Origin of the sequence: Enterobacter cloacae complex sp. ECC445, assembly GCF_021892025.1 — a bacterium.
In the GTDB taxonomy this organism is placed as follows: domain Bacteria; phylum Pseudomonadota; class Gammaproteobacteria; order Enterobacterales; family Enterobacteriaceae; genus Enterobacter; species Enterobacter chengduensis.
Genome location: NZ_JAKLRZ010000031.1, coordinates 46,262 through 60,029 on the forward strand (window position 1 = coordinate 46,262; position 13,768 = coordinate 60,029).

Genomic DNA, 13,768 nt, shown 5'->3' on the forward strand with positions numbered 1-13,768 from the left:
CTATGGCGTGCTGATCACCACCGCGACGCGGCGGTTTTCAGCGCGCCCTTTCGGGGTACTGTTGCTTGCAACAGGGTATTTTTGACCTAATCCCCGCGTGGTGAGATTGCTGCGCGGGATATTTGCACCCTTCGCCCAGGCATCGGCCACGGCATTGGCGCGTTTTAACGACAGCGCTTCGTTGTAGCTCGCTTCGCCGTAATTATCCGTGTGACCGTCCATTCGCGCGTGGTTCAGGCCGGTTTCCGCCAGACGAGAGGCCATGGAATGGATCTGCGTTTCACTTTCCGAGCGCAGTCTGGCGTCATTTTTATCAAAGAGTATGGTGTCCGACATGCCAAGCGACCAGTCACCGTTCAGTTCGTTAAATCCGTAAGACTTCATCGCCGCAATTTGCTCAGGCGTGAATTTGCCTTCCGGCGGCGACTGACAGCCTGCCAGAACCAGTGAGGCCAGTACTATCGGCGCGAAGTAACGTTTTAACATAGTGTATCCTTTCTAACTTATTGTTTTTGTACGCTGGTTTTTAACCTGGTACATGTTGCGGTCAGCCCTCTCCAGTAATGCTTCCACGGAAGCATTTTCCCACGCCAGAGCAAAGCCAATGCTGAGTGACATCGATGCTTGCTGTCCGTTATGAAGATCAAACGGACGGAGAAACTGCTGCGATAGCGCAGCACAAATATGTTGAACCTCGGGCTCGGAGTGCACGCCGTACAGCACCATGGCAAACTCGTCACCGCCAAGGCGGTAGGACTGATGCCGTTTATCGCCAAACTCCATCATCCTGCTGGCGACCTCTATCAGCACGCAGTCCCCCGCCGCGTGTCCCCAGGTGTCGTTGATAAACTTAAAGTTATCACCGTCGAGGAAGAGCAGGGCCGACTTCGTTTTGGCTGAAGGGTCGTTCATTAAGGCCGCAATGCTGTTACGAAACGCGGCGCGGTTGGCAAGACCGGTAAGCGGGTCGTGCATGGCGGTCCGCAACAGCTGGGCGTTTTTCGCCTGCAGCTTCAGCTGCCACTCTTCCATCTCATCCAGGAGGCTGTTGAAGTCTTCGCCAAACTGGTGAAATTCTTCAATGCGCCCGTCTTTCACCCGGCGAGAGAAATTGCGGTTCGTGCGTACGTCATGCACGACGTCGGTAATATTTTGCAGGGCCGTTACCATCCCATGGTGCAAAGACTGGGTAATGGCGAGCGCGACGACGGTTGCAAAGAGAATGCAGCCGGTGAGAACGGCAAACGACATCCAGATGAAATGGCCAATTAGACTGTCGCGAGCGGTAAGGCGAATTTCGCCGATCGTTGCACCGTTATGCATGATGGGCTGCGCAATCGGTACGGGGAAAAGCCAGCGGCTGACCAGCGCGCCCAGCGTGTCGTTGTTGTCTTCCGGATTCCAGGACCAGTAGGCAAACCGTTTTTTATGCGCGTTGATCACCTCGGCCACGGCAAACTGGCCCTGTTTGCCCAGAGCGGCGAGCGTTTCGTTGGCCGCCAGCGAATCGTTGAACACCAGCGAGGCTTCCAGGCTGTGGCTCATTGTGGCGCCGGTTAATTCGAGATTCTTTTGCGCGTATTGTTTTAACGTCACGACGGAAGCAAAACAGAGCAGCAGCCATATTAAGGTCATGGTGATAATGACGCTTATCATGCTGTTTCGCCTCAACGTTCTTTTAAACGTCGGACGTTGCGTTGAAGTGAAATCTTTATCCATGCTGCTTATTCCGTGCCAGCATTAATACATCCGGATTGACCCTTACGCCACTGCGCGTCAATGCATCCAGGTTGACGGAGAACCGTACCTGGCCGCCATCGATTATCAGGCAAAAGGCGCTACCAATTACACATTCCGGATTTTGCTCTGAGATTAATAGCAACGCTCTACCCTGATATTGACTTATTAATTCAAGTTGCTTTGCCGGTGATTCAGACCCGAAATAAATAGCATCGCACGTCGCGGCCAGTGCTTCCCGATCGTTACGTACAATAACGGGAGTATAAGGTAACTCAGTATGCCCCTCATCGCCGCTGAGCGCGTGCGTATAGTGAGAAGTGGCGTAGACGCAGAGCTTAGGCTGCCCGGAAAGTGATGGCCATCGCGTATAGCTCACAATGCCTGAAACTATCGCGCGTACCGATTTATCCGTTTCCGTAAGCGTGCCTGCCGTCGTAGGGCTTACTATGAGGAACAGCGCTAGCACCAGAGTGAATCGGAAAAAAGAGATCAAGAATAAATTTCTCACCAGAATCCGCCACATCGCTCCGGATATAGTTGTCCTTAAGAGTTGCGGGCAGAATACCATTGTTTATCAGAGCCGTCATTATGTCAGAAATAGCCTCTGGTCGATCTAAGCTAAATCCTACAGTTGTTTGTTTTCCGGTGAATAAAAAATAGCTTAATTCAGCCTGCTGGCACGCAGACTTTCATCCATTCCTTTTTGCCAGGACGCACGCAGTTTTGCTGCATTTTCAGCAGTGTCGCAGCTTGCAGGGAAAGATTTTCCCGCTAATCCCCAGGCGTGCATAAACCCTTCTTCACAGACTTTCTTCTGGCCATCGGCATAGCCGCGAAGGTATTCACTACGATCAACCTGGGTGTCGTTAAAACTATCGGCCAGGGTCTGATTATCTTTAACCGGCTGGCCATTCATGGCGTCTTCTTTACCTGCATCAAACCAGGATGGGCTGGTCCAGTCGGGCTGGAAGGTGTAAGGATTAATCTGGCAGCCCGTTAAAAACAGCGACAACAGCGCGAAAGCAATTGAACGCATAGCCATTCTCCTTTTTTCTTCAGCATAGCCTGGCTAATGGGAAATGGAGTGTAATTTAATCTTTACGATTTTATCGGCTGATTTTTGCAATAAATTGGCTTCTGTAAACTAATGTGTACGTATTTTGGATTGAAATGTTTACTTTTTATGGTATCGTGGTTTCACCTCATTGAGGAAAACAACTATCGCAAACGAGCTTGACAGGATCGCCATCATGCAAAAAGACGCGCTGAACAACGTACACATCACTGACGAACAGGTTTTAATCACCCCGGATCAACTGAAAGCGGAATTCCCGCTGAGCGTTGCGCAGGAGGCTCAGATAGAGCACTCTCGCCAGACCATTTCTGACATTATTGCCGGCCGCGATCCGCGCCTGCTGGTGGTATGCGGTCCTTGCTCCATTCACGATCCTGAAACCGCCATTGAGTACGCTCGTCGTTTTAAAACATTAGCGGAGGAGGTCAGCGATAGCCTCTATCTGGTGATGCGCGTCTATTTTGAAAAGCCACGTACGACCGTCGGCTGGAAAGGGTTGATTAACGATCCGCACATGGATGGCTCGTTTGATGTGGAAGCAGGCCTGAAGATTGCGCGTCGCCTGCTGGTGGAGCTGGTCAGCATGGGGCTGCCGCTGGCAACCGAAGCGCTGGATCCGAACAGCCCGCAGTACCTGGGCGATCTGTTCAGCTGGTCGGCTATTGGCGCGCGTACGACGGAATCGCAAACCCACCGCGAGATGGCGTCTGGCCTGTCAATGCCGGTTGGCTTTAAAAACGGTACTGACGGCAGCCTGGCGACGGCGATCAACGCCATGCGCGCTGCCGCTATGCCACACCGTTTCGTCGGTATCAACCAGGCGGGTCAGGTGTGCCTCCTGCAAACGCAGGGCAACCCGGACGGCCATGTGATCCTGCGCGGCGGTAAAGCACCTAACTACAGCCCTGCGGACGTAGCGCAGTGTGAAAAAGAGATGGAGCAGGCGGGACTGCGCCCGGCTCTGATGGTAGATTGCAGTCATGGTAATTCGAATAAAGATTACCGTCGCCAGCCTGCGGTTGCGGAATCCGTGGTCGCGCAGATCAAAGATGGCAACCGTTCGATTATCGGTCTGATGATTGAGAGCAATATTCATGAAGGCAATCAATCATCTGAACAACCGCGCAGCGCAATGAAGCACGGCGTCTCGGTGACGGACGCCTGCATCAGTTGGGAGACCACCGATGCGCTGCTGCGCGAGATCCATAAAGATTTAAACGGCCAGCTGGCGACGCGTCTGGCTTAAGAGGGTAGTTATGGTTGCTGAATTGACCGCACTGCGCGATCAAATTGATGAAGTGGACAAGGCGCTGCTGGATCTGCTGGCGCGCCGCATGGCGCTGGTTGCCGAAGTCGGCGAGGTGAAAAGCAAATACGGCCTGCCGATTTACGTCCCGGAGCGCGAAGCCTCCATGCTGGCCTCCCGTCGTAAAGAGGCCCAGGCGCTGGGCGTTTCGCCGGATTTAATTGAAGATGTGCTGCGTCGCGTGATGCGCGAATCCTATTCCAGCGAAAACGACAAAGGCTTTAAAACCCTTTGCCCGTCTCTGAGGCCGGTAGTGATTGTCGGCGGGGCGGGGCAGATGGGGCGTCTGTTTGAAAAAATGCTGACGCTTTCTGGCTATCAGGTGCGCATTCTGGAGAAAGAGGACTGGGCCCGGGCACCAGAACTAATGAAAGACGCCGGAATGGTTATCGTCAGCGTGCCTATCCACGTGACGGAGCAGATCGTCGGGAAACTTCCGCCTTTACCGAAGGATTGCATCCTGGTGGATCTGGCCTCCGTCAAAAATGGTCCGCTGCAGGCTATGCTGGCGGCGCATACGGGACCGGTGCTGGGCCTGCACCCGATGTTCGGCCCGGACAGCGGCAGCCTGGCGAAGCAGGTGGTGGTTTACTGCGACGGGCGTCAGCCGGAAGCCTATCAGTGGTTCCTGGAACAGATTCAGGTCTGGGGGGCACGACTGCACCGCATCAGCGCGGTCGAGCACGACCAGAACATGGCGTTCATTCAGGCGCTGCGCCACTTTGCGACCTTTGCCTACGGTCTGCATCTGGCGGAAGAGAACGTGCAGCTTGAACAGCTGCTGGCGCTCTCGTCACCGATCTATCGTCTGGAGCTGGCGATGGTCGGGCGTCTGTTTGCGCAGGATCCGCAGCTGTACGCCGACATTATTATGTCCTCCGAGAACAACCTGGCCCTCATCAAGCGTTACTACCAGCGCTTTGGTGAAGCCATTACGCTGCTGGAACACGGAGATAAGCAGGCGTTTATCGACAGCTTCCGCAAGGTCGAGCACTGGTTTGGCGATTACGCGCAGCGTTTCCAGAATGAGAGCCGGACGCTGCTGCGTCAGGCAAATGACAGTCGCCAGTAATGCGATGATGTATATACTGAAAGCCAGCGATGCTGGCTTTTTTTATTTTGGGGAACCGTCATGTCCGAACCGCAGCTGCTGTTGAATTACACCGGGCATTTGCCTGAATGCCCGACGTGGAGCGCAGAAGAGCAAGCGCTATACTGGGCCGATATTCTGGAAGGGGAGATCCACCGCTATCATCTGCCGACGGCGGAACACTCCGTGCTCTCTTTCCATGAAGAGGTGGGCTGCTTCGCGCTGCGCGAGCGCGGCGGGTTTATCGTCGCCATGCGCACTGGTATCTGGCTTGCCGATAAGCATGGCCTTCTGCAGCGCAAGGTGTGCGATAACCCCTCTAACCCTCAGCTGGCGCGTTTTAACGATGGTGGCACCGACCATCAGGGCCGGTTCTATGCGGGCACGTTCTGGGGGCCGGGAGATTATAACGGTGCCCTGCTGATGCGCATCGACAATGACCTAGCGCCGAAGGTGATCCAGTGCGATATCCACGGACATAACGGTTTAGCGTTTAGCCCGGATAACCAGTGGATGTTTACCTCAGACACGCCAAACGGCGTGATTTACCGTACGCCGCTTGACGAGCAGGGCGAACCCGGCAAACGTGAGGTGTTTCGTCAGTTTAACGAAGGCGAAGGGATACCGGACGGCGCGGCCATGGATGTGGAAGGCTGCTACTGGAGCGCGCTGTTTGACGGCTGGCGTATCGCGCGTTTTTCTCCGCAAGGGGAGCAGCTGGAAGAATACCGCATGCCGGTACGTTGCCCGACAATGGTCTGCTTTGGCGGTGATGACATGAAAACGCTATTTATTACCACCACGCGGGAAAATATGGATGCCGAGGAGGTGGCGAAGTATCCGCTCTCCGGCGCCATCTTCACCCTGCCGGTTAGCGTGGCAGGGATGAAGAAAAGCCGCTTTATCGAACGCTAGCTCGGATCGACCGGCACGACGTTTTCGCTCGGGTAGCAGCCCAGCACTTTCATGGAGCGGGTAATTTCACCCAGTTCACGCAGGGCTTTCTGCATGGCGGCAGACTCCAGGTTGGCCTGGACATCGAGATAAAACATCTCTTCCCACGGGTTACCGTGGATGGGACGTGATTCCAGTTTGGTCATGATCAGGTTGTGGTTGCGCAGCACCAGCAGGGCTTCAACCAGCGCACCGGCCTGCTGGCCGGTCGCCATCAGCAGCGTGGTTTTGGCCGGTACCTGTTCTGACACATTGATGGCCTTGCGTGCCAGCACCACGAAGCGGGTAATGTTTTGCGTCTGGTTTGCCAGGTTGCGTTCCAGTACCTGTAAACCATACAGCGCGCCGCCCGCTTCGCTGCCGAGCGCGGCGACGTTAGGGGAGTTAGCCTGCGCCACTTTTTCCATCGCCGCCGAGGTGCTTTCGGTGTACTCGATTTTCCAGTTCGGATAGCGGTTCAGGAACTGGCTGCACTGCTGGAAGGGCTGCGGGTGACTGTACACCGTTTCGATCTTGTTCAGGTCGGTTGAGCCGGAGACCAGCACGCAGTGATCGATAGGGATCGTCAGCTCGCCGACCAGCGACAGGCTGGTGTGCTGCAGCAAATCGTAGACGTCGTTGATGGCGCCGGAGCTGGTGTTTTCAATCGGCACCACGGCGTAATCCGCCTGGCCGGTCTCGACCTGGTTAAAAATATCGGCAAATTTCGCACAGCCGCTCTCAATAAATTCTTCAAAATGGCGTGCGGCATACTGACGGGCGGCCAGGTGAGAATAGGAGCCTTTTGGCCCGAGGAAAGCGATTCGCGCAGAGTGTGGATTGGTTTTGTTGAGATGCTGCTGGAGCAACGCTTGCTGGGTGAGAACGGAGTCTTCGATGATGAGCTGGAACAGCCGGGTGATGTAGTGGGCATCGAGGTGATGCGATTTACCGAGCTGGATCAGGCGCTCCAGCAGATCGCGCTCGCGGTCGATATCACGGACCGGACGATGGGAGTCCAGCTTGGCTTTGCCCACTTCGATGGCGAGCGCGCGGCGTTCGGCCAGCAGGGCCAGTAATTTTTCGTCCAGCGCGCTGATTTTTACGCGCAGATCCAGTAACGGGTTTTCCGGTGTCATAGTGTTGCCTGTCTCATTTTATCGTTATCAATAAAAAAGGCCCCCCGGTGTGGGAGGCCTTGTTGTTCGTCTTCGCATTCTTTATCACACGACGAAACGCCTCCCGTTCAGGGGAAGGTAAAAAAGAATGCGAAGAAGAACGGCGTGTGTTTCATAAGTCATCCTGTGGTTGATAGGGTTAAAGTACCTGTACTGTTTTCACCCTGTCAATAAAAAACAAAAAACGCGCCCGAAGGCGCGTTGGCGGTACACTCAATTTAAAGGATTACTCTTCTTCAACTTCTTCCGCGAAGCTGGCGTCTTTCACCGACGTTGCGGCGCGACGGGCTTCACCTTTGTGTTGCACTTTATTGAGCTGCCGTTCCAGCTTGTTGATCAAATCGTTAATGGCTGTGTACATATCCTCGTGTTTAGCGCTGGCGACCAGATGGCCGTTTGGAGTATTGATAGTTGCGTCAGCGATGAAACCCTGCGGCTCCTTGGACAGGATGATATGTGGATTAATCAAATGAGTTTGCCATTTATCCAGTTTGGCGAGACGGTCTGCGACGTGCTGGCGGATTGCCGGAGTAATTTCCATTTGTTTACTGGTAATGTTCATTGTCATAAATTTTACCTCTTGTCTTTCCGTCTTGGTGATTCCAGCATACCCGACCTAATGTCAAAATGTGTGATTTAGATCACGTTATTTTGTCGGTTTTTGTCAGGGAATCTTTTTTGTGAGGCAGGGCAGGAAGAGGTGAGATTTACCTTGTCGACGGCTAAAATTGGGGCCATAGTTGACTGGATGTGTTGAGTCTAACGCGCTTCAGCTACGCGCTAAAATGAATACAAAAACGGCAGCCCGAGGGCTGCCGTTTTGAATTGAGGCAAGATCAGGTATTGCTGCTGTTCGCGGCGATGATTTTCGCCACTTTTTCAGCCTGAGCGGTCATCTGCATCTGGCGGTAGGCATTTTCCATCAGCTTCAGGCCGTCGCGCGTTGCCTGAGTATCCGGATAATCACGCAGCATACCTTCTACGCGGTTCACCACGGCAACCCATGCGCCACGGCGGGTATAATATTCCGCCACGGAGTATTCATATTTCGCCAGACGATCTTTCAGGAACACCAGGCGTTTGGTGGCGTCGGTGACGTACTGACTGTTCGGATAGCCGCGCACCAGCTTGGAGAAGTCATTGAAGGCATCACGCGCATGCTGCGGGTCACGGTCGGAACGATCTACGCCGAAGAAGCCCTGCAGCGCGCTGTCGTCCAGCGCCATGTTGGTGAGGCCGCGCATGTACATCACATAGTCGATGTTAGGATGGGTCGGGTTCAGACGCATGAAACGATCGATAGCTGCCTGAGCCAGCGGCAGATCGGCATTTTTATAGTATGCGTAGATGAGATCTAACTGCACCTGCTGCGAATATGGCCCAAATGGATAGCGATTATCCAACGCTTCCAGTTGCGTTATCGCCTGTTTCCAGTTACCGTCCTGCAACTTTTGTTGTGCAGTCGCATAGATTTCATTCGGCGGATTGTCAGGGACCTGTTCATTTGAACCGGAGCAGCCCACCAAAGCCAGGCTCAACGTGGCCGCTGCCACCAGATATTTCATGCGCGTCATGACGTTTTGACTTTCCTCAAATGTTTGTCCGGGAGAAACTCTGTTCCTGCTCCCGATTAAGACCAGCTACAATAGCACACTATATTAAACGGCAAAGCCGTAAAACCCAACGTTAAACGAAGAAGCAGTTTATGGCACAACGAGTAGAACTCACCGCAACAGTCTCCGAAAATCAGCTCGGTCAACGCTTAGATCAGGCTTTGGCCGAATTGTTCCCTGATTATTCGCGTTCACGCATAAAAGAATGGATCCTTGACCAGCGCGTGCTGGTAAACGGCAAGATCTGGGACAAACCAAAAGAGAAAGTGTTAGGTGGGGAAGCTGTCGCCATCAATGCTGAAATCGAAGAGGAAATCCGCTTCGAGCCGCAGGATATCCCACTGGACATCGTCTATGAAGATGATGACATTCTGGTGATCAACAAGCCGCGCGACCTGGTTGTTCACCCGGGTGCGGGAAACCCTGACGGTACGGTACTTAACGCACTTCTCCATTACTATCCGCCGATCGCGGATGTTCCGCGCGCGGGCATCGTGCACCGTCTCGATAAAGACACTACCGGTCTGATGGTGGTGGCGAAAACCGTTCCTGCTCAGACCCGTCTGGTGGAGTCGCTGCAGCTGCGCGAAATCACCCGCGAGTATGAGGCGGTAGCCATTGGGCATATGACCTCTGGCGGTACGGTAGAAGAGCCCATCAGCCGTCACCCAACCAAACGTACCCATATGTCGGTGCATCCGATGGGTAAACCGGCGGTAACGCACTATCGCATTATGGAGCACTTCCGCATTCATACGCGTCTGCGTCTGCGTCTGGAAACCGGACGTACTCACCAGATCCGCGTGCATATGGCCCACATTACCCATCCGCTGGTGGGGGATCAGGTCTACGGGGGCCGTCCTCGTCCGCCAAAGGGCGCGTCGGATGAGTTCATCAGCGTATTGCGTAAATTCGATCGTCAGGCGCTGCACGCGACCATGCTGCGCCTTTACCACCCTATCACCGGCATTCAGATGGAGTGGCACGCGCCTATCCCGCAGGATATGGTGGACCTTATTGACGCCATGCGCGCTGATTTCGAAGAACATAAGGATCAAGTGGACTGGCTATGACCAAACTGATTGTCCCGGAGTGGCCATTGCCTGCCGGCGTGGCCGCCTGCAGTTCAACCCGCACTGGCGGTGTTAGCCAGGGCGCGTGGGAGTCGTTGAACCTCGGCGCGCACTGTGGTGATAACCTGGAACACGTGGAAGAGAACCGCAGGCGTCTGTTTGCCGCGGGGAACCTGCCGTCAAAACCCGTCTGGCTGGAGCAGGTTCATGGTAACGCGGTGCTGAAGCTGACGGGAGAATCCTATGCTTCTAAACGCGCGGATGCCTCTTACAGCAATACTCCGGGAACCGTTTGTGCCGTAATGACCGCCGACTGTCTGCCGGTTCTGTTCTGTAACCGTGCAGGTACCGAGGTGGCGGCAGCCCACGCGGGCTGGCGTGGGCTGTGTGAAGGCGTGCTGGAAGAAACTGTCGCCTGCTTTAACGATGAGCCCGCCAATATTATGGCCTGGCTTGGCCCGGCTATTGGTCCTCGCGCGTTTGAAGTGGGCCCAGAGGTCCGCGACGCCTTTATGGAAAAAGATCCGCAAGCGGTTGAGGCCTTCCTGCCTTCGGGGGAGAAATATCTGGCCGATATTTACCAGCTTGCCCGCCAGCGCCTGAATAACGTCGGCGTGTCGCAGATCTTCGGCGGCGATCGCTGTACCTTCACCGAAAAGGGTGATTTTTTCTCCTGGCGCCGCGACAAGACCACGGGGCGTATGGCAAGTTTCATTTGGCTGATATAACCTAAAGAATCAAGACGATCCGGCACGTGCCGTTTTCTTTTCACATAATTCAGGTCATTAACCTTGAATAATTGAGGGATGACCTCATTTAATCTCCAGTAGCAAATTTGACCTGTTATGGGAGGAGTTATGCGTCTGGATCGTCTTACCAATAAATTCCAGCTTGCTCTCGCCGATGCCCAGTCCCTCGCACTGGGGCACGACAACCAATTTATCGAACCTCTTCATTTAATGAGCACCTTGCTGAATCAGGAAGGGGGATCGGTACGTCCTTTATTAACGTCTGCCGGCATTAATGCTGGCCAGCTACGCACCGCTATCGATCAGGCGCTGAGCCGTTTACCGCAGGTCGAAGGGACCGGCGGCGACGTTCAGCCATCGCAGGATCTGGTGCGCGTGCTGAACCTTTGCGACAAGCTGGCGCAAAAACGTGGGGACAACTTTATTTCGTCAGAGCTGTTTGTTCTGGCGGCGCTTGAATCACGCGGTACCTTGACCGACCTGCTGAAATCCGCCGGCGCGACCACAGCCAATGTGACTCAGGCGATTGAGAAAATGCGCGGAGGTGAAAGCGTGAACGATCAGGGAGCCGAAGACCAACGTCAGGCTTTGAAGAAATATACGGTCGATCTGACCGAGCGTGCTGAACAGGGCAAACTTGACCCGGTGATCGGCCGCGATGAAGAAATTCGCCGTACGATTCAGGTACTGCAACGTCGTACCAAGAACAACCCGGTGCTGATTGGTGAGCCGGGTGTCGGTAAAACCGCCATTGTTGAAGGTCTGGCGCAGCGTATCGTCAACGGCGAAGTGCCGGAAGGCCTGAAAGGTCGCCGCGTGCTGGCCCTGGATATGGGCGCGCTGGTGGCCGGTGCGAAATACCGCGGTGAGTTTGAAGAGCGTCTCAAAGGCGTGCTTAACGACCTGGCGAAACAGGAAGGCAACGTTATCCTGTTTATTGACGAACTGCACACCATGGTGGGTGCCGGTAAGGCAGACGGCGCGATGGATGCCGGGAACATGCTTAAACCTGCGCTGGCGCGCGGTGAACTGCATTGCGTTGGCGCCACGACGCTTGATGAGTATCGCCAGTACATTGAGAAAGATGCTGCGCTGGAACGTCGTTTCCAGAAAGTGTTCGTTGCTGAGCCAAGCGTTGAAGATACCATCGCGATCCTGCGTGGTCTGAAAGAGCGCTATGAACTGCACCACCATGTGCAGATCACCGACCCGGCTATCGTTGCGGCGGCGACGCTTTCGCATCGTTACATCGCCGATCGTCAGCTGCCGGATAAAGCGATCGACCTGATTGATGAAGCGGCGTCGAGCATTCGTATGCAGATTGACTCGAAGCCGGAAGAGCTAGATCGACTCGACCGACGCATCATTCAGCTCAAGCTGGAACAGCAGGCGCTGAAGAAAGAGTCTGATGAAGCCAGTAAGAAACGCCTCGATATGCTCAATGAAGAACTGGACGATAAAGAGCGCCAGTATTCTGAGCTGGAAGAAGAGTGGAAAGCCGAGAAAGCTTCACTTTCCGGCACCCAGACCATCAAAGCTGAACTCGAGCAGACAAAAATTGCCATTGAGCAGGCGCGGCGCGTAGGCGATCTGGCGCGTATGTCCGAGCTGCAATACGGCAAAATTCCCGAGCTGGAAAAACAGCTTGAGATTGCGACGCAATCGGAAGGTAAAACAATGCGTCTGTTGCGTAATAAAGTGACGGATGCAGAAATCGCGGAAGTGCTTGCCCGCTGGACCGGTATTCCAGTGGCGCGCATGCTGGAAGGCGAGCGTGAAAAACTGCTGCGCATGGAGCAAGATCTCCATAATCGGGTGATTGGCCAGAACGAAGCGGTTGAGGCGGTATCGAACGCGATTCGCCGTAGTCGTGCGGGGCTGTCCGATCCAAATCGCCCGATCGGTTCGTTCCTGTTCCTGGGGCCAACCGGTGTCGGTAAAACCGAGCTGTGTAAAGCGCTGGCTAATTTTATGTTCGACAGCGACGATGCGATGGTGCGTATCGACATGTCCGAGTTTATGGAGAAACACTCCGTCTCACGTCTGGTCGGGGCGCCTCCGGGATACGTGGGTTATGAAGAAGGGGGGTATCTGACGGAAGCGGTGCGCCGTCGTCCTTATTCCGTCATCCTGCTGGATGAGGTGGAAAAAGCCCATCCGGATGTGTTCAACATTCTGCTTCAGGTGCTGGACGATGGTCGTCTAACCGACGGGCAGGGCAGAACGGTCGACTTCCGTAATACGGTGGTCATCATGACCTCGAACCTGGGTTCCGATTTGATTCAGGAGCGTTTCGGTGAGCTGGACTATGGCCATATGAAGGATCTGGTAATGGGGGTAGTAAGCCATAGCTTCCGTCCAGAGTTCATTAACCGTATTGATGAAGTGGTGGTGTTCCATCCTCTGGGTGAGAAACACATTGCGTCGATTGCGCAGATCCAGCTGCAGCGCCTGTACAAACGTCTGGAAGAGCGTGGATATGAAATTCACATCTCTGACGAGGCGCTGAAGCTGCTGAGCGAGAACGGTTACGATCCGGTGTACGGTGCGCGGCCACTGAAACGCGCTATCCAGCAGCAGATCGAAAACCCGCTGGCGCAGCAGATCCTTTCCGGGGAGCTGATTCCGGGCAAAGTTATCCGTCTGGAAGCCAACGACGATCGTATTGTGGCAGTGCAGTAAGTCACAAAACGCAAAAACGAGCCGTTTACGGCTCGTTTTTGTTTAAAAACCAGGCGAGAATTGAGGTCTGGAGAATGATTTGCCTGGAAAGTGAGCAGTTGGTAAATAATTTTCACTTTATTCTTGCAGGTTCGGAATTACTCCCTATAATGCGCCTCCACTGACACGGAACAACGGCACGCAAGCCGCCGGGTCAGCAGAGAAAAGCGAAAATAAACGCTTGACTCTGAAGCGGGAAAGCGTAATATGCACACCCCGCGCCGCAGCGAAAACGAAGCGGCACTGCTCTTTAACAATTTATCAGACAATCTGTGTGGGCACTCAAAGTG

Annotated in this window: 14 protein-coding genes and 1 other annotated feature; of the genes, 6 read left to right on the forward strand and 8 right to left on the reverse strand. The window is 54.3% G+C overall.

Going from position 1 to position 13,768, the window contains the following annotated elements:
* The 4 genes from L6R44_RS21200 to L6R44_RS21215 form a co-directional block, all read right to left on the reverse strand.
* Positions 1 to 486 (reverse strand): OmpA family protein, encoded by a 486-nt coding sequence (locus tag L6R44_RS21200; protein WP_237425345.1) that lies wholly within the window; start codon positions 484 to 486, stop codon positions 1 to 3.
* A 12-nt stretch (positions 487 to 498) separates the two neighbouring features.
* Positions 499 to 1,719: a diguanylate cyclase DgcN gene (gene dgcN, locus L6R44_RS21205; RefSeq protein WP_032642849.1), complete on the reverse strand. Its 1,221-nt coding sequence runs from the start codon at positions 1,717 to 1,719 to the stop codon at positions 499 to 501.
* Positions 1,712 to 2,263, reverse strand: a complete 552-nt coding sequence (locus tag L6R44_RS21210; RefSeq protein WP_237425346.1) for a YfiR family protein — start codon at positions 2,261 to 2,263, stop codon at positions 1,712 to 1,714. Before L6R44_RS21210 ends, dgcN begins: the two co-directional genes overlap by 8 nt.
* A 138-nt stretch (positions 2,264 to 2,401) precedes the next feature.
* Complete coding sequence (locus L6R44_RS21215; RefSeq protein ID WP_032642848.1) at positions 2,402 to 2,776, reverse strand: DUF2799 domain-containing protein; 375 nt, start codon at positions 2,774 to 2,776, stop codon at positions 2,402 to 2,404.
* 214 nt (positions 2,777 to 2,990) lie between these two features.
* On the opposite strand from L6R44_RS21215, the gene aroF reads away from it, so the two are divergent.
* Genes aroF through L6R44_RS21230 form a run of 3 tightly spaced genes read left to right on the forward strand, consistent with a single transcriptional unit; the run spans position 2,991 to position 6,126 of the window.
* Positions 2,991 to 4,061: a 3-deoxy-7-phosphoheptulonate synthase AroF gene (gene aroF, locus L6R44_RS21220; protein WP_024908343.1), complete on the forward strand. Its 1,071-nt coding sequence runs from the start codon at positions 2,991 to 2,993 to the stop codon at positions 4,059 to 4,061.
* A 10-nt stretch (positions 4,062 to 4,071) separates the two neighbouring features.
* Complete coding sequence (gene tyrA / locus L6R44_RS21225) at positions 4,072 to 5,193, forward strand: bifunctional chorismate mutase/prephenate dehydrogenase (RefSeq protein ID WP_032642845.1); 1,122 nt, start codon at positions 4,072 to 4,074, stop codon at positions 5,191 to 5,193.
* 60 nt (positions 5,194 to 5,253) lie between these two features.
* The gene (locus L6R44_RS21230; RefSeq protein WP_237425347.1) at positions 5,254 to 6,126 is read left to right on the forward strand and encodes an SMP-30/gluconolactonase/LRE family protein; all 873 of its coding nucleotides are present in this window, start codon (positions 5,254 to 5,256) and stop codon (positions 6,124 to 6,126) included.
* Here L6R44_RS21230 and pheA read toward each other — a convergent pair.
* The 4 genes from pheA to bamD all read right to left on the reverse strand — a co-directional run bounded on the left by pheA (position 6,123) and on the right by bamD (position 8,896).
* Positions 6,123 to 7,283, reverse strand: coding sequence for a bifunctional chorismate mutase/prephenate dehydratase (gene pheA / locus L6R44_RS21235; protein WP_237425348.1), 1,161 nt, complete (start codon positions 7,281 to 7,283; stop codon positions 6,123 to 6,125). The genes L6R44_RS21230 and pheA overlap by 4 nt on opposite strands.
* Positions 7,284 to 7,313: 30 nt before the next feature.
* Positions 7,314 to 7,439 (reverse strand) — a sequence feature (Phe leader region).
* A complete protein-coding gene (gene pheL, locus L6R44_RS21240) occupies positions 7,391 to 7,438 on the reverse strand; it encodes a pheA operon leader peptide PheL (protein ID WP_001386991.1) in 48 nt (15 codons plus the stop codon). Its footprint overlaps the feature before it by 48 nt.
* A gap of 109 nt (positions 7,440 to 7,548) precedes the next feature.
* A complete protein-coding gene (gene raiA / locus L6R44_RS21245) occupies positions 7,549 to 7,890 on the reverse strand; it encodes a ribosome-associated translation inhibitor RaiA (protein WP_003863162.1) in 342 nt (113 codons plus the stop codon).
* A gap of 268 nt (positions 7,891 to 8,158) precedes the next feature.
* The gene (gene bamD, locus L6R44_RS21250; protein ID WP_032642839.1) at positions 8,159 to 8,896 is read right to left on the reverse strand and encodes an outer membrane protein assembly factor BamD; all 738 of its coding nucleotides are present in this window, start codon (positions 8,894 to 8,896) and stop codon (positions 8,159 to 8,161) included.
* A 131-nt stretch (positions 8,897 to 9,027) separates the two neighbouring features.
* Here bamD and rluD point away from each other — a divergent pair, with 131 nt between their 5' ends.
* The 3 genes from rluD to clpB all read left to right on the forward strand — a co-directional run bounded on the left by rluD (position 9,028) and on the right by clpB (position 13,439).
* A complete protein-coding gene (gene rluD / locus L6R44_RS21255; protein ID WP_023308866.1) occupies positions 9,028 to 10,008 on the forward strand; it encodes a 23S rRNA pseudouridine(1911/1915/1917) synthase RluD in 981 nt (326 codons plus the stop codon).
* Positions 10,005 to 10,736: a purine nucleoside phosphorylase YfiH gene (gene yfiH / locus L6R44_RS21260; RefSeq protein ID WP_032642835.1), complete on the forward strand. Its 732-nt coding sequence runs from the start codon at positions 10,005 to 10,007 to the stop codon at positions 10,734 to 10,736. Before rluD ends, yfiH begins: the two co-directional genes overlap by 4 nt.
* Positions 10,737 to 10,865: 129 nt before the next feature.
* Positions 10,866 to 13,439 carry an ATP-dependent chaperone ClpB gene (clpB, locus tag L6R44_RS21265; protein WP_237425349.1) on the forward strand — a complete coding sequence of 858 codons (2,574 nt, stop codon included), beginning with the start codon at positions 10,866 to 10,868 and terminating at the stop codon, positions 13,437 to 13,439.
* The last annotated feature ends 329 nt before the right edge of the window (positions 13,440 to 13,768 follow it).

What these genes read in the sequence shown, in the direction of transcription:
- L6R44_RS21210 (WP_237425346.1), bottom strand. Translation starts at nt 2,263, where the DNA reads ATGTGGCGGATTCTGGTGAGAAATTTATTCTTGATCTCTTTTTTCCGA.
- clpB (WP_237425349.1), top strand. Translation starts at nt 10,866, where the DNA reads ATGCGTCTGGATCGTCTTACCAATAAATTCCAGCTTGCTCTCGCCGAT.
- bamD (WP_032642839.1), bottom strand. Translation starts at nt 8,896, where the DNA reads ATGACGCGCATGAAATATCTGGTGGCAGCGGCCACGTTGAGCCTGGCT.
- rluD (WP_023308866.1), top strand. Translation starts at nt 9,028, where the DNA reads ATGGCACAACGAGTAGAACTCACCGCAACAGTCTCCGAAAATCAGCTC.
- yfiH (WP_032642835.1), top strand. Translation starts at nt 10,005, where the DNA reads ATGACCAAACTGATTGTCCCGGAGTGGCCATTGCCTGCCGGCGTGGCC.
- L6R44_RS21230 (WP_237425347.1), top strand. Translation starts at nt 5,254, where the DNA reads ATGTCCGAACCGCAGCTGCTGTTGAATTACACCGGGCATTTGCCTGAA.
- tyrA (WP_032642845.1), top strand. Translation starts at nt 4,072, where the DNA reads ATGGTTGCTGAATTGACCGCACTGCGCGATCAAATTGATGAAGTGGAC.
- dgcN (WP_032642849.1), bottom strand. Translation starts at nt 1,719, where the DNA reads ATGGATAAAGATTTCACTTCAACGCAACGTCCGACGTTTAAAAGAACG.
- pheA (WP_237425348.1), bottom strand. Translation starts at nt 7,283, where the DNA reads ATGACACCGGAAAACCCGTTACTGGATCTGCGCGTAAAAATCAGCGCG.
- aroF (WP_024908343.1), top strand. Translation starts at nt 2,991, where the DNA reads ATGCAAAAAGACGCGCTGAACAACGTACACATCACTGACGAACAGGTT.
- L6R44_RS21215 (WP_032642848.1), bottom strand. Translation starts at nt 2,776, where the DNA reads ATGCGTTCAATTGCTTTCGCGCTGTTGTCGCTGTTTTTAACGGGCTGC.
- raiA (WP_003863162.1), bottom strand. Translation starts at nt 7,890, where the DNA reads ATGACAATGAACATTACCAGTAAACAAATGGAAATTACTCCGGCAATC.
- L6R44_RS21200 (WP_237425345.1), bottom strand. Translation starts at nt 486, where the DNA reads ATGTTAAAACGTTACTTCGCGCCGATAGTACTGGCCTCACTGGTTCTG.